Origin of the sequence: Neobacillus sp. PS3-34, assembly GCF_030915465.1 — a bacterium.
GTDB lineage: Bacteria > Bacillota > Bacilli > Bacillales > Cytobacillaceae > Neobacillus_A.
This window is the reverse complement of record NZ_CP133267.1, coordinates 2276689-2297239: the sequence shown is the minus strand read 5'-3', so window position 1 is coordinate 2297239 and position 20551 is coordinate 2276689. Positions and strand designations below refer to the sequence as shown.

The 20551-nt window shown below is 42.6% G+C and carries 8 protein-coding genes, 2 tRNA genes, 3 rRNA genes and 2 pseudogenes; 14 read left to right on the top strand and 1 reads right to left on the bottom strand.

Features of this window, described 5'->3' with window-relative positions:
* Nucleotides 1-773 precede the first annotated feature (773 nt).
* The 13 genes and pseudogenes from dnaA (at nt 774) to rrf (ending at nt 17420) form a co-directional block, all read left to right on the top strand.
* Complete coding sequence (dnaA, locus tag RCG23_RS11895; protein WP_308179818.1) at nt 774-2120, top strand: chromosomal replication initiator protein DnaA; 1347 nt, start codon at nt 774-776, stop codon at nt 2118-2120.
* 186 nt (nt 2121-2306) lie between these two features.
* Nucleotides 2307-3443, top strand: a complete 1137-nt coding sequence (gene dnaN, locus RCG23_RS11890) for a DNA polymerase III subunit beta (protein ID WP_308179817.1) — start codon at nt 2307-2309, stop codon at nt 3441-3443.
* A 194-nt stretch (nt 3444-3637) separates the two neighbouring features.
* Entirely contained in the window at nt 3638-3853 is a 216-nt protein-coding gene (yaaA, locus tag RCG23_RS11885; RefSeq protein ID WP_308179816.1) for a S4 domain-containing protein YaaA, read from the top strand.
* 18 nt (nt 3854-3871) lie between these two features.
* Nucleotides 3872-4990: pseudogene (gene recF, locus RCG23_RS11880) on the top strand (DNA replication/repair protein RecF).
* Nucleotides 4991-4999: 9 nt separating this feature from the next.
* Nucleotides 5000-5248, top strand: a complete 249-nt coding sequence (gene remB / locus RCG23_RS11875) for an extracellular matrix regulator RemB (protein WP_308179815.1) — start codon at nt 5000-5002, stop codon at nt 5246-5248.
* 115 nt (nt 5249-5363) lie between these two features.
* A pseudogene (gene gyrB, locus RCG23_RS11870) lies at nt 5364-7285 on the top strand (DNA topoisomerase (ATP-hydrolyzing) subunit B).
* A gap of 153 nt (nt 7286-7438) precedes the next feature.
* The gene (gyrA, locus tag RCG23_RS11865; protein WP_308179814.1) at nt 7439-9976 is read left to right on the top strand and encodes a DNA gyrase subunit A; all 2538 of its coding nucleotides are present in this window, start codon (nt 7439-7441) and stop codon (nt 9974-9976) included.
* 92 nt (nt 9977-10068) lie between these two features.
* Nucleotides 10069-11148 carry an HD-GYP domain-containing protein gene (locus tag RCG23_RS11860; RefSeq protein WP_308179813.1) on the top strand — a complete coding sequence of 360 codons (1080 nt, stop codon included), beginning with the start codon at nt 10069-10071 and terminating at the stop codon, nt 11146-11148.
* A gap of 1216 nt (nt 11149-12364) precedes the next feature.
* Nucleotides 12365-13900 (top strand): 16S ribosomal RNA (locus tag RCG23_RS11855).
* A gap of 97 nt (nt 13901-13997) precedes the next feature.
* Nucleotides 13998-14074 (top strand) — tRNA-Ile (locus RCG23_RS11850).
* A 9-nt stretch (nt 14075-14083) separates the two neighbouring features.
* Nucleotides 14084-14159: transfer RNA gene (locus tag RCG23_RS11845), tRNA-Ala, on the top strand.
* Nucleotides 14160-14290: 131 nt separating this feature from the next.
* A 23S ribosomal RNA gene (locus tag RCG23_RS11840) occupies nt 14291-17222 on the top strand.
* Nucleotides 17223-17304: 82 nt separating this feature from the next.
* Nucleotides 17305-17420 (top strand): 5S ribosomal RNA (gene rrf / locus RCG23_RS11835).
* Together the 16S, 23S and 5S rRNA genes with 2 tRNA genes alongside form the textbook arrangement of a ribosomal RNA operon.
* Nucleotides 17421-17944: 524 nt before the next feature.
* Here rrf and RCG23_RS11830 read toward each other — a convergent pair.
* Nucleotides 17945-18901 carry a YaaC family protein gene (locus RCG23_RS11830; RefSeq protein WP_308179812.1) on the bottom strand — a complete coding sequence of 319 codons (957 nt, stop codon included), beginning with the start codon at nt 18899-18901 and terminating at the stop codon, nt 17945-17947.
* A gap of 110 nt (nt 18902-19011) precedes the next feature.
* On the opposite strand from RCG23_RS11830, the gene guaB reads away from it, so the two are divergent.
* Complete coding sequence (gene guaB / locus RCG23_RS11825) at nt 19012-20478, top strand: IMP dehydrogenase (protein WP_308179811.1); 1467 nt, start codon at nt 19012-19014, stop codon at nt 20476-20478.
* Nucleotides 20479-20551 lie beyond the last annotated feature (73 nt).

The following is a 20551-nucleotide window of genomic DNA, read 5'->3' as shown; positions in this document are numbered from 1 at the left end:
CCGAAATTGTCAACTCCCTTTCCACTAAACCTCCATTTTCTTATTCGATCTTTTAAATGTTACCTTCCCATTTTGGGAAAGATAAGCTAAAAAGAGAGGTCCTTTTTTCGACTAGACTCTATCTTGGAACTTCTTTTTCAACGATTTTCGTTTTAAAACCTATTTACAAAACAGCAATCTTTTAGAAAACAGCCTTTGTTTAAAAATGCCTTCAAAAAAGCCTGTGGATAAATAAATCGACATTTTTTTCATTATCCACATAGCTTATTGACAGGATTTGCACAAAAAAATAAGATGTGGACAATTTTCACGCACATTGTGTTATAGTTGTGGATAAACTATGAAAAAGCATTGCGCCTCTTAGGAATATTTGATATTATATTTGTGTTTTCACTCTGAATAACTATGTTCTGTTTTTCCTCTTATCCACAGATTGTGGATAACGTGTGGACAGGTTATTCTCAATCACTGAAGAAACTTGTCCACAATAGGTGGATATTGTCGAAACTCCACTTTCTTTCCTTATTATATATTTTTCCACAATCAATGTTTCGTATATTTATAAATCGAAGGTTGTACAGCTTGTATAACCTCTTATTTTCTTTCGAAACAAGAACTCTTTTTAAAGAAAGAGGCCATCCAGGAAAAGCAGCCGGCGGGGAAAATTAATTTTGTGGCTGATGATTTAGGGGCAGGACATTATTTTTTTATTAGAAAAACTCAGAGATTATTTTACATGTACGGTAAATAATTAGGAAAAGGAGGGATACCAATTGGAAAACATTGCGGATCTTTGGAATGCTGCTCTCTCAAATATAGAGAAAAAGATCAGCAAACCTAGCTTTGATACATGGCTGAAATCAACAAAAGCACACTCCCTTCAAGGGAATTCTCTTGTTATCACTGCTCCGAATGAATTTGCACGTGACTGGCTGGAAGAACGCTATTCGCAGCTGATTTCGGGAATTCTCTATGAAATAACGGGTGAGGAGTTAACCGTAAAATTTATTATTCCTCAAAATCAAAATGAAATTGAAGCGGATATGCCAATACCTCCAAAGAACACAAAAAAAGAGGAAGAACATGTTGAACTGCCTCTAAATATGCTGAATCCAAAATACACTTTCGATACCTTCGTAATTGGTTCCGGGAACCGTTTTGCTCATGCTGCATCCCTTGCAGTAGCAGAAGCTCCTGCAAAAGCATATAACCCATTATTCATATATGGGGGAGTTGGGCTGGGAAAAACCCACTTGATGCATGCGATTGGCCATTATGTCCTTGATCACAATCCGCAGGCGAAAGTAGTTTATTTATCTTCCGAAAAATTCACAAATGAGTTCATTAACTCCATTCGTGATAATAAGGCAGAGAATTTCCGAAATAAATATCGGAAAGTGGATGTATTATTAATCGATGATATTCAGTTTCTCGCTGGTAAAGAACAAACCCAGGAGGAATTTTTCCATACATTTAACACTTTGCATGAGGAAAGCAAGCAAATTATCATTTCAAGTGATCGTCCGCCAAAGGAAATACCTACACTCGAAGACCGTCTGCGATCAAGGTTTGAATGGGGTCTTATAACAGATATTACTCCTCCAGATCTTGAAACAAGGATTGCGATCTTGCGAAAAAAGGCAAGAGCTGAAGGCCTGGATATACCGAATGAAGTAATGCTGTATATTGCCAATCAAATTGATACAAATATCCGTGAACTTGAAGGTGCACTTATTCGTGTTGTTGCCTATTCTTCTTTAATCAATAAAGATATTAATGCTGACCTTGCAGCTGAAGCTTTAAAAGATATCATTCCCAGTTCAAAGCCAAAAGTCATCTCGATCCTTGATATACAAAAGGTTGTCGGTGAGCATTATAATATTAAACTGGAAGACTTCAAAGCAAAAAAACGGACCAAATCCGTTGCTTTTCCAAGACAAATTGCCATGTATCTGTCTCGTGAATTGACCGATCATTCATTGCCAAAAATCGGTGAAGAGTTCGGAGGGCGTGACCATACGACCGTCATCCATGCACACGAAAAAATATCAAAGCTTCTTCAGGCTGATTCTACCTTCCAGAAACAGATAAAAGAGTTAAATGAACTGTTAAAAATATAATGATATTGTGAATAACCTGTACGAATTTACACACAGTCTGTCCACATGTGGATAGGCTGTGTTTCCTTTCAAAAATGGAGTTATCCACATACTAACAGGCCCTATTACTACTTCTACTATTTTTTAATAACTTAATAATATATAAATACAGCAGCAAAAATATGCTTAAACGGAGGATTTAAAAGGATGAAATTTATAATCCAACGGGACCGTCTCGTTCAAAGTGTTCAAGATGTTATGAAAGCAGTCACAAGTCGAACAACCATACCTATTTTAACGGGAATTAAGATTGTTGCAGATACTGAAGGAGTAACTTTAACTGGAAGTGATTCAGATATTTCGATTGAATCTTTTATTCCAAGAGAAGATGCAGGCAATGAAATTGTTGAAGTAAAACAGCCAGGGTCCATTGTACTTCAGGCGAAATTCTTCAGTGAAATTGTTAAAAAGCTGCCTACTGATTCAGTGGAAATTGAGGTTCAAAACCACTTGCAAACTGTAATCAGATCCGGGAAATCCGAGTTTAACTTAAACGGCCTTGATGCTGAAGAGTATCCACATCTGCCGCAAATTGAAGAAAATAATAAATTCAGCATCCCAACAGACCTTTTAAAGGCAATGGTCCGACAGACTGTCTTTGCAGTGTCCACCTCAGAAACACGCCCTATCTTGACAGGTGTAAACTGGAAATTAGAAAATGGAGAATTGACCTGTATTGCAACAGATAGCCATCGCCTTGCATTGCGTAAAGCGAGGATTGAAACGAAGACAGATGATAATTACAATGTTGTCATTCCAGGAAAAAGCTTGAACGAGTTAAGTAAGATAATCGATGATAGCAATGAATCTGTTGATATCGTTATTACTGAAAACCAGGTTCTTTTTAAAGCAAAGGATTTATTGTTCTTTTCAAGGCTTTTGGAGGGGAATTATCCAGATACGTCCAGATTGATACCAAATGAAAGCAAAACGGATGTTACAGTAAAAACAAAAGATTTTTTACATGCAATTGACCGTGCTTCCCTTTTGGCTCGTGAAGGCAGGAACAATGTCGTTAAATTTGCGACCATCGAGGATGGAGGTCTTGAAGTATCCTCCAATACGCCGGAAATTGGTAAAGTAGTGGAGGAAGTACAAAGCCAATCCATTGAAGGGGAAGAATTAAAAATATCCTTCAGTGCAAAATATATGATGGATGCGTTGAAAGCGTTAGAGGGAACAGATATTAAAATCAGCTTTACAGGTGCGATGCGCCCATTTGTTATCCGTCCTCATCATGACGAAACAACGCTTCAACTAATTCTGCCTGTAAGAACATATTAATTTTAAAGGGATTTGTAAATTACAGGGAATACTTACAGTCGATTTTTTTAAAATTCATCATTAGCGGAAGGCTGCTGGTTTATCCGGCGGCTTTCTTTCCTTTTTCATACAAGTTTTTATGGGTTTTCTTTGTGTAGTTGGTAAATGTTTAGTAAAATAAAGTATTAGAGACCATTACGGAAAAGAGTGGGATTATGCCATCAGAAATTAAAATTGATACAGATTATATTACATTGGGTCAATTTCTTAAAATAGCAGAAGTAATTCAAACAGGCGGGATGGCCAAGTGGTTTTTAGGTGAACATGAAGTTTTCATCAATGGAGAACAAGATCAAAGAAGAGGCAGAAAACTTCGTGAAGGTGACTTGGTTCTGATTCCAGAGTTCGGGGAGTTTACAATAACGCGATAGAAAAAGGAAGTAACATTTATGTACATTGAGCATTTAGCGCTGAAAAATTATCGGAATTATGAAAGGCTTTTCCGTTGAATTTGAAAATAAAGTCAATGTTATTCTGGGTGAAAATGCTCAAGGAAAAACAAATGTAATGGAATCAATCTATGTTTTGGCAATGGCAAAGTCCCATCGGACATCAAATGATAAAGAACTTATTCGCTGGGACGAAGAATATGCTAAAATAGAGGGTAGGGTTCAAAAACAATATGGGTCGCTGCCGATGGAGCTGATTATTTCCAAAAAGGGAAAAAAGGCGAAGTGCAATCATATTGAACAGCAAAAATTAAGCCAATATGTCGGAAACATGAATGTCGTAATGTTCGCACCCGAGGATTTAAACCTCGTAAAAGGAAGTCCTCAGGTAAGGCGGCGTTTTATCGATATGGAAATTGGCCAGGTTTCCCCTGTGTATTTACATGATATGAGCCAATATCAGAAAATACTTCAGCAGCGGAATCATTATTTGAAAATGCTGCAATTAAATAAACAAACAGACCATACCATGCTCGAAATTTTAACTGAACAATTTATCCAGGTTGCAGTCAAAATCGTCGCAAAACGCTTTGAATTCCTGCGCCTGCTGGAAAATTGGGCACAGCCCATCCATAAAGGGATTTCAAGGCAGTTGGAAACGTTAAAAATAGATTACAATCCCTCTGTTGATGTATTAGAAGATCAGGATTTGTCGAAAATGGTAGAAAGATTTGAGGAAAGATTCAGTAAAACCAAAAAAAGAGAAATAGAGCGGGGCATGACGATGTTGGCCCTCACCGGGATGATTTGCAATTCATTGTGAACGGAAGAGATGTACAAACATTTGGATCGCAGGGTCAGCAAAGGACTACTGCATTGTCTGTCAAACTGGCAGAAATAGAATTGATCCATGCGGAAATTCGAGAATACCCGATTTTGCTGCTGGATGATGTTTTGTCAGAACTGGATGATTATCGCCAGTCCCATTTGCTCAATACCATACAAGGAAAAGTCCAGACCTTCGTCACGACAACAAGTGTAGAAGGAATTGACCACCAGACATTGAAAGAAGCATCAACCTATGCGGTTGAGTCAGGTACAATCAGGAAAATCAATTGAGGTGGAAGCATGTATATCCATATTGGGGAAGAGTTTCTGGTCAGGGCTAAAGAGATCATAGCTATTTTGGATAAAGAGGCTGCAGGATCATCCGAGTTTGTAGAAGAATTTTTAAAAAGGCAAGAAGGAAAGATAATCAATCTCTCAAAAAATCCCCATAAATCAATTGTCATTACTGAAGATAAAGTTTTTCTATCCCCTCTTGCTTCAGGCACATTAAAAAAGCGATCAACTCTTATGCATATGCAGGAGTTTTAAAAATATACGAATAAAATTCATGAAAATCTCGGAATCAATTCAGTACAGACGTTTTACCAATCAAATACGCTATTTTATTTAGTATGTTAAGAAAGTGCAGGTGAACGGTGTGACTTTGGAAAATAAAGCTGTGCAGGAACAAGCATATGATGAAAATCAGATACAGGTCCTTGAAGGGCTGGAAGCAGTAAGAAAAAGACCGGGGATGTATATCGGTTCTACAAGCGGCAAAGGCCTTCATCACCTCGTTTGGGAAATCGTTGATAACAGTATCGATGAAGCGCTGGCGGGTTATTGTGATGAAATCAATGTCACCATTGAGGAAGATAATAGCATTACTGTAAAGGATAACGGACGCGGTATTCCAGTCGGTATCCATGAAAAAATGGGAAGGCTGCCGTTGAAGTTATCATGACAGTCCTTCACGCAGGCGGTAAGTTTGGCGGCGGCGGTTACAAGGTATCCGGAGGACTTCATGGTGTTGGAGCCTCAGTTGTTAATGCATTGTCAACTGTGCTTGAGGTTTATGTCCATAGAGATGGAAATATTTATTACCAAAAGTTCGAACGCGGAGTTCCAAGTGCAGACCTTAAAATTATTGGAGAAACTGACCATACCGGGACGACAACTCATTTTAAGCCGGACGGCGAGATTTTCACAGAAACACTTGAGTATGATTATGAGACACTTGCCAATCGTCTTCGAGAGCTTGCGTTTTTAAACCGCGGCATAAAAATTACGATTGAGGATAAACGCGTCGAGAATAAGCGGAATGAGTACTACTACGAGGGTGGAATTAAATCATATGTAGAGCACTTAAACCGTACAAAAGAAGTAATCCACGAAGAACCGATCTATATTGAAGGAGAACGCGACGGCATCACGATTGAGGTTGCCCTCCAATATAATGACGGCTATACCGGCAGTATTTATTCCTTTGCGAATAATATCCATACGTATGAAGGCGGAACGCATGAATTTGGCTTTAAAACTGCCCTTACTCGTGTTATTAATGACTATGCAAGGAAAAACGGCATTTTTAAAGAGGCTGATGCCAACCTTTCCGGTGAAGATGTTCGTGAAGGACAAATTGCAATTGTTTCTGTAAAACATCCGGACCCGCAATTTGAGGGCCAGACAAAAACAAAGCTAGGCAACTCAGAAGTAAGAACCATCACCGATTATGTTTTTGCCGACCATTTTGAAAAATTCCTGTTGGAAAACCCGACAGTTGCTAGAAAAATAGTCGAAAAAGGGCTGATGGCTGCCCGTGCAAGATTTGCGGCGAAGAAAGCCAGGGAGCTGACGCGTAGGAAAAGCGCCCTTGAGGTTTCAGCCCTTCCAGGGAAGCTTGCAGATTGCTCATCTAAAGATCCCGCTATTAGTGAAATATATATAGTTGAGGGAGACTCAGCCGGAGGTTCTGCCAAACAGGGACGTGACCGCCATTTCCAGGCCATACTTCCTTTAAGAGGGAAAATCCTGAATGTTGAAAAGGCACGCCTGGACAAAATTCTCTCAAATAATGAAGTAAGGGCCATGATTACTGCAATCGGAACAGGAATTGGCGAAGACTTTGATATCTCAAAAGCCCGTTATCATAAAATCGTGATTATGACCGATGCGGATGTGGACGGAGCCCATATCCGGACATTAATTTTAACTTTCTTTTACCGATATATGAGACAAATTATCGAAGCTGGTTATATTTATATTGCCCAGCCACCGTTATATAAGGTGCAGCAAGGAAAAAAAATCGCTTATGCCTATAATGACCGAGAACTTGATGCGATATTTGCAGAACTTCCAAGCCAGCCAAAGCCAAATATTCAGCGTTATAAAGGTTTGGGAGAGATGAATCCTGAGCAACTGTGGGAAACGACCATGAACCCAGATACCAGGACAATGCTTCAGGTGAGCCTGGATGATGCAATTGAAGCGGATGAAACGTTTGAAATGCTTATGGGCGACAAGGTAGAGCCGCGACGTAATTTCATTGAAGCGAATGCCCAGTATGTAAAGAATTTAGATATCTAGTATGGTTGAAAGATGCACTGCTCGGAATTTAAACAGATATTAGCTTAAGGATAGAGGTCCAACCACTATCCTCCTTTTATCTTTTTGCTCCAAATTTTTTTGCAATATAAGCATTTTAAATGTTTTTTAGTTTTCTAAAAGGAGGCTTCTTTGATGGCAGAAACACCGAATTCTCAAGTAAAAGAGATTAATATTAGCCAGGAAATGAAATCATCTTTCCTGGATTATGCCATGAGTGTTATTGTTTCCCGTGCACTTCCAGATGTTCGGGATGGATTAAAACCTGTTCACCGCCGTATTTTATACGCAATGCATGACCTTGGAATGCATTCCGATAAACCATATAAAAAGTCTGCCCGTATTGTTGGGGATGTTATTGGTAAATACCACCCCCACGGGGATTCTGCTGTTTATGAAACGATGGTTCGGATGGCACAGGATTTTAACTACCGCTATATGCTTGTAGATGGCCACGGCAACTTTGGTTCTGTAGATGGTGATGCAGCTGCAGCCATGCGTTATACAGAGTCACGCATGTCTAAAATCTCGATGGAATTACTAAGAGATATTAATAAAGATACAATTGATTACCAGGATAACTATGACGGTGAAGAAAGAGAACCTGTTGTGCTCCCTGCCCGTTTTCCTAATCTTTTGGTGAATGGTACGACAGGAATTGCAGTAGGTATGGCCACGAATATCCCGCCACACCAGCTGGGTGAGGTTATTGACGGTGTTTTAGCTGTCAGTAAAGATCCTGAAATTACGACCCAGGAACTAATGGATATTATTCCAGGACCGGATTTCCCAACCGGAGGTTTAATTCTCGGCAGAAGCGGAATCCGCAAAGCCTATGAAACTGGCCGCGGCTCGATTACAATACGTGCTAAAGTGGAAATCGAACAAAAGTCGAACGGAAAAGAAGTCATCATTGTTAATGAGCTTCCATACCAAGTGAATAAAGCAAGGCTTATTGAAAAAATTGCTGAGCTGGCACGAGATAAAAAAATAGATGGAATCACCGATTTACGTGATGAGTCAGACCGTAAAGGTATGCGCATTGTCATTGAAGTGCGCAAGGATGCCAATGCGCATGTCCTTTTAAATAACCTTTATAAACAGACTGCATTACAAACAAGCTTTGGAATCAACACTCTTGCGCTTGTCGGTGGCCAGCCAAAGGTATTAAACCTTAAGCAATGTTTGGTATATTACCTCGACCATCAAAAGGTAGTCATCCGCAGAAGAACAGAGTTTGAATTAAGAAAAGCTGAAGCTCGTGCTCATATTCTGGAAGGTTTAAGAATCGCTCTTGACCATCTGGATGAAGTCATCAAGTTAATTCGAAACTCACAAACAACCGATATTGCCCGCGAAGGGTTAATGACAAGCTTCAATCTTTCTGATAAGCAGGCGCAAGCAATACTTGATATGCGACTACAACGCTTAACAGGATTGGAAAGAGAAAAGATTGAAGACGAGTTCCAAAGCCTTGTTAAACTTATTGGGGAGTTAAAAGCTATTCTCGCTGATGAAGAAAAGGTCTTGGAAATCATTCGTGAAGAGTTAATAGAAATTAAGGATCGTTTCAACGATAAACGCAGGACAGAAATCGTCACCGGCGGATTAGAAAATATCGAGGATGAAGATCTGATTCCTCGTGAAAATGTTGTTATTACGCTTACCCATAATGGTTATGTTAAACGCCTGCCTGTTTCTACATACCGTGCCCAAAAACGGGGCGGCCGTGGTATTCAGGGAATGGGTACAAACGAAGATGACTTTGTTGAGCATTTAATTACGACTTCTACCCATGACACCATTCTTTTCTTTACGAACAAGGGTAAGGTGTACCGCTCGAAGGGCTATGAAATACCTGAATTTAGCCGTACAGCTAAGGGAATACCGATTATTAACCTTCTCGGAGTTGAAAAAGGTGAATGGGTAAACGCCATTATTCCTATTGAAGAATTTGTCGATGACTGGTTCTTATTCTTCACAACAAAAGAAGGCGTATCCAAGCGTTCTCCGCTTACCTCTTTTGCCAACATCCGTAACAACGGCCTAATTGCCCTGAATCTACGCGATGGAGATGAACTCATTTCCGTACGTTTAACTGACGGAAGCAAAGAGATTATTATTGGAACTAAAAAGGGTATGCTTATCCGCTTCCCTGAAACGGATGTCCGTACAATGGGCAGAACGGCTACTGGGGTGAAAGGCATAAACCTGGACAGTGACGATGAAGTTATCGGAATGGAAGTATTAGAGGAAGATTCCGAAATCCTTATTGTTACCCAAAACGGATATGGTAAACGCACGCCTGCCTCAGAATACCGCATCCAGGGAAGAGGCGGTAAAGGTATTAAGACCTGCAATGTAACAGATAAGAACGGTCCTCTTGTTTCCATGAAAGCTGTAACTGGAGAGGAAGACCTTATGCTGATTACTACAGCTGGTGTTCTAATCCGTATGGGTGTTGATGGCATTTCCACGATGGGACGAAATACGATTGGTGTTAAACTGATCAGTATTAAAGAAAGTGAAAATGAATTTGTGGCAACTGTAGCGAAGGTAGAAAAGGAAGAAGAAAAGCTAGAAGAGCTTGATGAATTATCCGATGATGCCGATCAAGAGATGGACAGTTCGGCTGTAGAACAACAGGACGATAATGAGTCTGAAAACGAATAAGAAAATTTTTAAGAGGAGCACCTTTGTGCTCCTCTTTTTTGGTAAAATAAAACTATTAAGAAAGAATCTATGAAATTATCGGGGTGGCATCGGTGCGTGTAAATATTAATGAACTTCAGGAAGGCTGTATTCTTTCCCATGATATAGTTGGCAGGACGAATAGGCCGATCATTCCCAAAAAAACAGTTATTACTAAAGATCTTATTGACGTTTTAAAAGCCTTTCTCATTCAAAATGCAGACGTTGAAAAGACACTTATTACGGGTATGCCCTTTCTTCCAGACGGTTTGTTGCCTGAAGAAGATGGTGCTGATAAAACAGCATTTGACAATTTAAGTGATTTGTTTCTTCAGTCTGTTTCTCAGTTTAAAAAGGAATTTCATTCCTGGCAGGCAGGTCTTCCTATCGACATTGCTAAAATAAGGGCACTCCTTCTCCCTGTATTGATGAAAATGGAGAATAATAATTCTGAAGTATATAATCTTTACCATTATTCAACTAAAGACGACTATTTATATCAGCATTGCCTGGCGGTAGGAATAATTAGCGCCTATATCGGAAACAGCATGGGACTCCAAAAAGGAGATATCGTCCAGCTTGCTCTTGCCGGCTGTCTTGCTGATTGCGGCATGGCTAAAATAAACCCGGCCATCTTACATAAAAAGACTTCCCTAACTTTATCGGAATATGAAGAGGTTAAAAAACACCCGATTTTCAGTTATCGGATGGTACAAAATATTTCCGTTCTGCGGCAGGAAACTAAGCTTGCGATACTCGAGCATCATGAAAGAATTGATGGAAGCGGTTATCCTTTAGGAGAAAAGGAACAAAAGATTCACCTTTATGCAAAAATTATTGCTGTAGCAGATATTTTCCATGCGATGACATCAGAAAGATTGTACCGTCGGAAGCAATCCCCATTTAAAGTACTCGAAATGATCTCAGAGGATAGTTTTGGAAAATTTGATATAAGCATTATCAAAGCATTAGTCTCAGGCATCATAAATGTTTCATCTGGCAGCAGAGTGCTCCTATCTGATGGAAGAATAGCAGAAATTATCTTTATAGATGAAAAACAGCCAATAAGGCCACTGGTGAAAATTATTGATACCGAGGAAATGGTACAGCTTGAGAAAAACAGACAAATTTTTATAGAGGAAATACTTTCTTAGATTTATGATTGATCTGATTAATCTTTTTTTATTTTGGCTGTTTTCGTAAGCTTCGTTGCCATTTAGAGTGAATCAGATGGTTTATAAGGAAGTTGATTGGAGTGGAAGGTGCGAGCTCCTCGAAAATGCTCTCGCATTTCCTTCGTGCGGTGTTGATTCTAGGAAGCTGATTTAACGTCCTGCGGGAGCAGTGGGACAGGTGAGACCCCGCCGCAGTCGCTAAAGCGACGAGGAGGCTCTACGCCCACCCCGCGGAAAGCGAGCATCCTGAAGCGGAAATCAACTACTACTAAAAACAACATCTTTTAGAAAACAGCCTTTATTTTTAAGCTATGTTAAACTTTAATGTTGTTTTTTAACTAAAATAATAGAGGTACTTATTGTTAACGGGTTCCGTTTCCTATCGCAAAACGTCAATTTGCACAGGAAAATGCAAACCAAAATGTAATCCTTTTTGCACTATAAAATGTAGAGCAATTTGTAAGGCTAGGGAGATTAAAAAAACATTAGATATAGCAAGGGTTTATACCTTGCTATTTTGCTTTTAATTGCTAATTCTTCGGATTGCTCATTAAGAAGTTTGCAAACCATTTCAGCCTTCTCCGTATCGATTTTTGTGTAGGTATGGCATTCATAGGCGGAGAATTTCCTGCTAATGTTTAGAGGGGAAGCTTAATAAGCGGATATAAGCGGAAATATTCCGATTAACTGCTCTAAATAAGACAAAATCCAGAGATTAGGATAATACAAACGGAAAAACTACCCTTATTTTTAAGGAAATATGGGTATTTCCCAATTTAGCTTGAATTTTACCGTTTATTTTTCATACGCAGTGGAATCAACATTCAGTTATAACAGAGTCTATTTTTAAAAAACTGAAATGCGATAGCCTGCATTTCAGTAAATGTATATAAGTAGATAAGTACATAAAGCTAAATTATTATTTTAAAAAAATAAAGCTTGCTTAATAAATAGGTGGTTGATATAATCACTAAGTCGACAAATTGATTACATTGTTTTTATAAAAATGATTTAAAAAGTGTTGACAGAGAGCTTGAAACTTGGTATATTGTTAAAGTCGCTTATGAGCGATGAACACGAATTGTTCTTTGAAAACTAAACAAACAAAAACGTCAACAAGAACAAATTTTGATGTATGCAAGCCTTCGGGATGCTGCATCAGCCAACGTAACTTTATGAGCTAATCACTCACTCTTTATTGGAGAGTTTGATCCTGGCTCAGGACGAACGCTGGCGGCGTGCCTAATACATGCAAGTCGAGCGGATCACTTCGGTGATCAGCGGCGGACGGGTGAGTAACACGTGGGCAACCTGCCTGTAAGACTGGGATAACTTCGGGAAACCGGAGCTAATACCGGATAATCCTTTTCCTCTCATGAGGAAAAGCTGAAAGACGGTTTCGGCTGTCACTTACAGATGGGCCCGCGGCGCATTAGCTAGTTGGTGAGGTAACGGCTCACCAAGGCGACGATGCGTAGCCGACCTGAGAGGGTGATCGGCGACACTGGGACTGAGACACGGCCCAGACTCCTACGGGAGGCAGCAGTAGGGAATCTTCCGCAATGGACGAAAGTCTGACGGAGCAACGCCGCGTGAGCGATGAAGGTCTTCGGGTCGTAAAGCTCTGTTGTTAGGGAAGAACAAGTATCGGAGTAACTGCCGGTACCTTGACGGTACCTAACCAGAAAGCCACGGCTAACTACGTGCCAGCAGCCGCGGTAATACGTAGGTGGCAAGCGTTGTCCGGAATTATTGGGCGTAAAGCGCGCGCAGGCGGTCCTTTAAGTCTGATGTGAAAGCCCACGGCTCAACCGTGGAGGGTCATTGGAAACTGGGGGACTTGAGTACAGAAGAGGAAAGTGGAATTCCACGTGTAGCGGTGAAATGCGTAGAGATGTGGAGGAACACCAGTGGCGAAGGCGACTTTCTGGTCTGTAACTGACGCTGAGGCGCGAAAGCGTGGGGAGCAAACAGGATTAGATACCCTGGTAGTCCACGCCGTAAACGATGAGTGCTAAGTGTTAGAGGGTTTCCGCCCTTTAGTGCTGCAGCTAACGCATTAAGCACTCCGCCTGGGGAGTACGGCCGCAAGGCTGAAACTCAAAGGAATTGACGGGGCCCGCACAAGCGGTGGAGCATGTGGTTTAATTCGAAGCAACGCGAAGAACCTTACCAGGTCTTGACATCCTCTGACAATCCTGGAGACAGGACGTTCCCCTTCGGGGGACAGAGTGACAGGTGGTGCATGGTTGTCGTCAGCTCGTGTCGTGAGATGTTGGGTTAAGTCCCGCAACGAGCGCAACCCTTGATCTTAGTTGCCAGCATTCAGTTGGGCACTCTAAGGTGACTGCCGGTGACAAACCGGAGGAAGGTGGGGATGACGTCAAATCATCATGCCCCTTATGACCTGGGCTACACACGTGCTACAATGGATGGTACAAAGGGCTGCAAAACCGCGAGGTTGAGCCAATCCCATAAAACCATTCTCAGTTCGGATTGCAGGCTGCAACTCGCCTGCATGAAGCCGGAATCGCTAGTAATCGCGGATCAGCATGCCGCGGTGAATACGTTCCCGGCCTTGTACACACCGCCCGTCACACCACGAGAGTTTGTAACACCCGAAGTCGGTGGGGTAACCGCAAGGAGCCAGCCGCCTAAGGTGGGACAGATGATTGGGGTGAAGTCGTAACAAGGTAGCCGTATCGGAAGGTGCGGCTGGATCACCTCCTTTCTAAGGAAACTGTCCTTACGGACATTACAGTGTTGACCACTTTTTGTTTGTTTAGTTTTGAGGGAGTAATTCTCTCAATAATAATCAATTGTTATGAGGGCCTATAGCTCAGCTGGTTAGAGCGCACGCCTGATAAGCGTGAGGTCGATGGTTCGAGTCCATTTAGGCCCACCATCTCATAACGGGGCCTTAGCTCAGCTGGGAGAGCGCCTGCCTTGCACGCAGGAGGTCAGCGGTTCGATCCCGCTAGGCTCCACCAATAATGTTCTGATTGTTATCAGAATCCTTGTTCCTTGAAAACTAGATAATCGTAAAGAAGAAAACCAAGTAAGAACCGAGTAATCGCCATTTTAGTTTTCTCTCTTATTATTAAGAGAAAAAAACCTTTTAGGTTAAGTTAGAAAGGGCGCACGGTGGATGCCTTGGCACTAGGAGCCGATGAAGGACGGGACTAACACCGATATGCTTCGGGGAGCTGTAAGTAAGCTTTGATCCGGAGATTTCCGAATGGGGAAACCCACTGTTCGTAATGGAACAGTATCTTTACCTGAATACATAGGGTATTGAAGGCATACCCGGGGAACTGAAACATCTAAGTACCCGGAGGAAGAGAAAGCAAACGCGATTCCCTGAGTAGCGGCGAGCGAAACGGGACATAGCCCAAACCAAGAGGCTTGCCTCTTGGGGTTGTAGGACACTCAACATGGAGTTACAAAGGAACGGGGTAGATGAAGCGACCTGGAAAGGTCCGTCATAGAAGGTAAAAACCCTGTAGTTGAAACTTCGTTCCCTCCTGAGTGGATCCTGAGTACGGCCGGACACGTGAAATCCGGTCGGAAGCAGGGAGGACCATCTCCCAAGGCTAAATACTCCCTAGTGACCGATAGTGAACCAGTACCGTGAGGGAAAGGTGAAAAGCACCCCGGAAGGGGAGTGAAAGAGATCCTGAAACCGTGTGCCTACAAGTAGTCAGAGCCCGTTAATGGGTAATGGCGTGCCTTTTGTAGAATGAACCGGCGAGTTACGATTACATGCAAGGTTAAGTTGAGAAGACGGAGCCGCAGCGAAAGCGAGTCTGAATAGGGCGATTGAGTATGTGGTCGTAGACCCGAAACCAGGTGATCTACCCATGTCCAGGGTGAAGGTAGGGTAACACCTACTGGAGGCCCGAACCCACGCACGTTGAAAAGTGCGGGGATGAGGTGTGGGTAGCGGAGAAATTCCAATCGAACCTGGAGATAGCTGGTTCTCTCCGAAATAGCTTTAGGGCTAGCCTCACGTAGTGAGAGTCTTGGAGGTAGAGCACTGTTTGGACTGGGCCCTCATCGGGTTACCGAATTCAGACAAACTCCGAATGCCAAAGACTTATCCGTGGGAGTCAGACTGCGAGTGATAAGATCCGTAGTCAAAAGGGAAACAGCCCAGACCACCAGCTAAGGTCCCAAAGTATACGTTAAGTGGAAAAGGATGTGGAGTTGTTTAGACAACCAGGATGTTGGCTTAGAAGCAGCCACCATTTAAAGAGTGCGTAATAGCTCACTGGTCGAATGACTCTGCGCCGAAAATGTACCGGGGCTAAACGTATCACCGAAGCTGTGGATGGACACCGTATGGTGTCCGTGGTAGGAGAGCGTTCTAAGGGCGTTGAAGCTAGACCGTAAGGACTGGTGGAGCGCTTAGAAGTGAGAATGCCGGTATGAGTAGCGAAAGACGGGTGAGAATCCCGTCCACCGAATGCCTAAGGTTTCCTGAGGAAGGCTCGTCCGCTCAGGGTTAGTCGGGACCTAAGCCGAGGCCAAAGGCGTAGGCGATGGACAACAGGTTGATATTCCTGTACCACCTTTTTATCGTTTGAGCAATGGGGGGACGCAGGAGGATAGGGTAAGCGCGCTGTTGGATATGCGCGTCCAAGCAGTTAGGCTGTCAGTGAGGCAAATCCCACTGACGTGAAGGCTGAGCTGTGACGGCGAGGGAAATTTAGTACCGAAGTTCCTGATTCCACACTGCCAAGAAAAGCCTCTAGCGAGATAAATGGTGCCCGTACCGCAAACCGACACAGGTAGGCGAGGAGAGAATCCTAAGGTGAGCGAGAGAACTCTCGTTAAGGAACTCGGCAAAATGACCCCGTAACTTCGGGAGAAGGGGTGCTCTTTGGGGTTCATAGCCTCGAAGAGCCGCAGTGAATCCGCCAGGCGACTGTTTAGCAAAAACACAGGTCTCTGCGAAGCCGCAAGGCGAAGTATAGGGGCTGACGCCTGCCCGGTGCTGGAAGGTTAAGAGGAGGGGTTAGCGCAAGCGAAGCTCTGAATCGAAGCCCCAGTAAACAGCAGCCGTAACTATAACGGTCCTAAGGTAGCGAAATTCCTTGTCGGGTAAGTTCCGACCCGCACGAAAGGCGTAACGATCTGGGCACTGTCTCAACGAGAGACTCGGTGAAATTATAGTACCTGTGAAGATGCAGGTTACCCGCGACAGGACGGAAAGACCCCGTGGAGCTTTACTGCAGCCTGATATTGAATTTTGGTACAGCTTGTACAGGATAGGTAGGAGCCTGAGAAACCGGAGCGCCAGCTTCGGTGGAGGCGTCGGTGGGATACTACCCTGGCTGTATTGAAATTCTAACCCGCACCCCTTATCGGGGTGGGAGACAGTGTCAGGTGGGCAGTTTGACTGGGGCGGTCGCCTCCTAAAAAGTAACGGAGGCGCCCAAAGGTTCCCTCAGAATGGTTGGAAATCATTCGCAGAGTGTAAAGGCACAAGGGAGCTTGACTGCGAGACCTACAAGTCGAGCAGGGACGAAAGTCGGGCTTAGTGATCCGGTGGTTCCGCATGGAAGGGCCATCGCTCAACGGATAAAAGCTACCCCGGGGATAACAGGCTTATCTCCCCCAAGAGTCCACATCGACGGGGAGGTTTGGCACCTCGATGTCGGCTCATCGCATCCTGGGGCTGTAGTCGGTCCCAAGGGTTGGGCTGTTCGCCCATTAAAGCGGTACGCGAGCTGGGTTCAGAACGTCGTGAGACAGTTCGGTCCCTATCCGTCGTGGGCGCAGGAAATTTGAGAGGAGCTGTCCTTAGTACGAGAGGACCGGGATGGACGCACCGCTGGTGTACCAGTTGTCTTGCCAAAGGCATCGCTGGGTAGCTATGTGCGGACGGGATAAGTGCTGAAAGCATCTAAGCATGAAGCCCCCCTCAAGATGAGATTTCCCATAGCGCAAGCTAGTAAGATCCCTGAAAGATGATCAGGTTGATAGGTCAGAGGTGGAAGCGCGGCGACGTGTGGAGCTGACTGATACTAATCGATCGAGGACTTAACCAAGTCATTTATGACAAAGCGAACTCGACTTACTTCTTCTTCTTACATTATCTAGTTTTGAGGGAACAAACCTCAAACCAAATAGTCTGGTAATAATGGCGAGAAGGCCACACCCGTTCCCATACCGAACACGGAAGTTAAGCTTCTCAGCGCCGATGGTAGTTGGGACTTTGTCCCTGCGAGAGTAGGACGTTGCCAGGCACGATGAAGACAACCTGAATAGGGTTGTCTTTTTTGTGTTTTAAAATATCCGAAGGATAAGGTAGTAGGAAAAAGAGAAAAGGGTTCAACGTGTAAACCGGAGGGTGGATAGGAGTCAAGAGGCCAAGGAAGCGAGGAGAGATGCCGGAGTTTACGATGTACACGAGGACTGAACGAGTGAAACTGAAGCAGAGACCCGCTCATAGACGGCCGCCCCATTGGTAATAGGAATGTTCCCTGTGAGAGTAGGACGTTCCAGGTAAGCGAAGGACAACCTGATAAGGGTTGTTCTTTTTGTGCTTATCAATCTGTGGGTAATCTTGTCTTGTATAGGTTTAGTAGAGGTATATGAGCTATTGTAGAAAATTGGCCAGTTAGTGTAGAAAGATCTCGTTGAAATGTAGAAAAGAGTAGAGATTGTGTAGAAATATGAAGAATAAGTGCAGATAAGGGCTGCAAAATATAAAACAGCCCACATAAAATGACCATCATAAGTTAATGGCCACAATACACCACCTCACCCCTTATCCCATCAAAAACTGATAAATCAAAAACGGAGTCTTTTTCATGGCAGTTTGTAAAAAGGAATAAATAAATGGATAGTCCCTGTTTGGCATCATCTTGTTCAGTTCGCTCCACCACTCAGTTTCATAACGTGCAATCATGCTTAGATTGTAGAGAAGAAGATAATGAACCATTAATTCCGGATATAAAAAACTATTAGTCTTTCTCAATGGAAACATAAACGATTTTTCCTCGAAGTTATATTTGAAGGGGGTAAGCTTTTTAAAAAGATTACCTTCCACTGAAAAGCTAAGCAGTCTTTCATCCTTGTTCAAGAAAGAAACAGGCACTTCAGATTTTGATGATAAAAAATCAATAAAACGATTTTCTGTCATATGGTATTGATCCAATATTTCTTTGGGAATGAAAAATTCATTTTCCTTTTTATGTACTTTAATAAAATTTCGTTGACTTTCTATTTGCCCAAAAAGCTCATCCATCTCGGGAATCAGCCGAAGTAATTCTTCCATGGTGGCTTTTTCGCCTTCTAATTGTTTCATGTGAAACATGGTTTCTCCCATGAAAGGAAAGAGTCCGTTTTTTTGAAATTTTACTTCATCATGAAAAAATTGATAGTTTTGCTTTTTGCGTTTCCTGGCAGATACACCATGTGCCAGGACAGAGGTGTTTTCAGGATACAAGGGATCAATGGTTAGAATACATGCTTTTATCAGATGAGCCAGTCCATAAAAGATCAGGATTGGTTTTAGGATAAGAGGGGCTTTTTCAGCCTGCTCATAATAAACCTGTCCATGTTCAAGATAATATAAAAAGGCATAACTTTTTTCAAAGCTGTGTTTATCAGCGTCTTCGAATCCGTGTGCTTTATAACATTTTTTTAAAAAATCCTGGCTGTACTCAGCCGAGAAAAAGAAAGAAAGGCTATTCCAGCCTTTGAATTGATGAATCAACTTCATATCCCATTCACCTATTTTCTGAAAAATAGAAATACGACTACTTCCTTGACAGTCCTTTGTCCAATTGATAACCTACATATAAAAATTTTTAGTTCGGGAGGAAGAGCAAAATGTGGGAAAGTAAATTTGCCAAAGAAGGATTAACGTTTGATGACGTGCTGCTCATCCCAGCCAAATCGGAAGTATTGCCGAAGGATGTAAGCCTTCATGTTGAATTGTCTGCAAATGTTAAGCTTAATATACCTATAATCAGTGCGGGTATGGATACAGTGACTGAAGCATCAATGGCAATTTCGATGGCACGGCAGGGCGGACTAGGAATTATTCATAAAAACATGAGCATAGAACAGCAGGCTGAACAGGTTGAAAAAGTTAAACGGTCAGAAAGCGGAGTTATTACAGATCCTTTCTTTTTAACGCCTGACCACCAAGTTTTCGATGCAGAACATCTTATGGGAAAATATCGCATTTCAGGTGTTCCAATCGTAAATAATTTAGAGGAGCAGCTGCTGGTTGGAATTATTACGAACAGGGATCTACGATTTATTCAGGATTATTCCTTTAAAATTTCCGATGTTATGACAAAAGAAAAATTGGTAACTGCGCCGGTAGGCACAACCCTCAAAGAAGCGGAAAAAATCCTTCAGAAGCATAAGATTGAAAAGCTTCCATTGGTCAATGAAGAAGGGGTGCTTAAAGGGCTAATCACAATTAAGGATATTGAAAAAGTGATTGAATTCCCAAATTCGGCCAAGGATACGCAGGGACGGTTACTTGCAGGGGCAGCTGTAGGCGTGACGAAGGATACGATGAAGCGCGTGAACATGCTTGTTAAAGCAAATGTAGATGTTATTGTAGTCGACACCGCTCACGGTCATTCAAAGGGTGTTGTAGACACTGTTAAAGAGATTAGAAGCGTTTACCCTGAGCTCGGCATTATTGCAGGGAATGTGGCAACTGCTGAAGCGACAAGAGAGTTAATTGAAGCAGGAGCGGATATTGTCAAGGTTGGTATCGGTCCTGGATCGATTTGTACAACACGTGTAGTGGCGGGAGTTGGGGTGCCTCAAATTACAGCAGTATATGATTGTGCAACTGAAGCAAGAAAGCATGGAAAGACCATAATAGCGGACGGTGGTATTAAATATTCCGGAGATATCGTAAAGGCGCTGGCTGCAGGCGGTCATGCTGTTATGCTGGGAAGTATGCTGGCGGGAACTTCGGAAAGCCCGGGAGAAACGGAAATCTTCCAGGGGCGCCGCTTTAAGGTGTACCGTGGAATGGGTTCCATTGGCGCAATGGAAAAGGGTTCAAAAGACCGCTACTTCCAGGAAGATAACAAAAAATTTGTACCGGAAGGCATCGAAGGCCGCCTGCCGTATAAAGGGCCATTGGCTGAAACCATTTTTCAGCTTATTGGCGGAATCAGGGCTGGAATGGGCTATTGCGGTTCAAAGGACTTATATGATTTAAGAGAAAAAGCCCAATTCATCCGAATGACGGGAGCGGGCTTAAGGGAAAGTCACCCGCATGATGTCCAGATTACAAAGGAAGCACCAAATTATTCTATTTCCTAAAAGAGGGAGGCCTAACCTCTCTTTTTTTTGCAATTAACTTTTCCGGGAAATATCTTAAAAATTGGAAATAAGA

Excerpts from the sequence above, each read along its gene's own strand:
- dnaN (WP_308179817.1), top strand. The coding sequence starts at position 2,307 with ATGAAATTTATAATCCAACGGGACCGTCTCGTTCAAAGTGTTCAAGAT.
- yaaA (WP_308179816.1), top strand. The coding sequence starts at position 3,638 with ATGCCATCAGAAATTAAAATTGATACAGATTATATTACATTGGGTCAA.
- remB (WP_308179815.1), top strand. The coding sequence starts at position 5,000 with ATGTATATCCATATTGGGGAAGAGTTTCTGGTCAGGGCTAAAGAGATC.
- gyrA (WP_308179814.1), top strand. The coding sequence starts at position 7,439 with ATGGCAGAAACACCGAATTCTCAAGTAAAAGAGATTAATATTAGCCAG.
- RCG23_RS11830 (WP_308179812.1), bottom strand. The coding sequence starts at position 18,901 with ATGAAGTTGATTCATCAATTCAAAGGCTGGAATAGCCTTTCTTTCTTT.
- guaB (WP_308179811.1), top strand. The coding sequence starts at position 19,012 with ATGTGGGAAAGTAAATTTGCCAAAGAAGGATTAACGTTTGATGACGTG.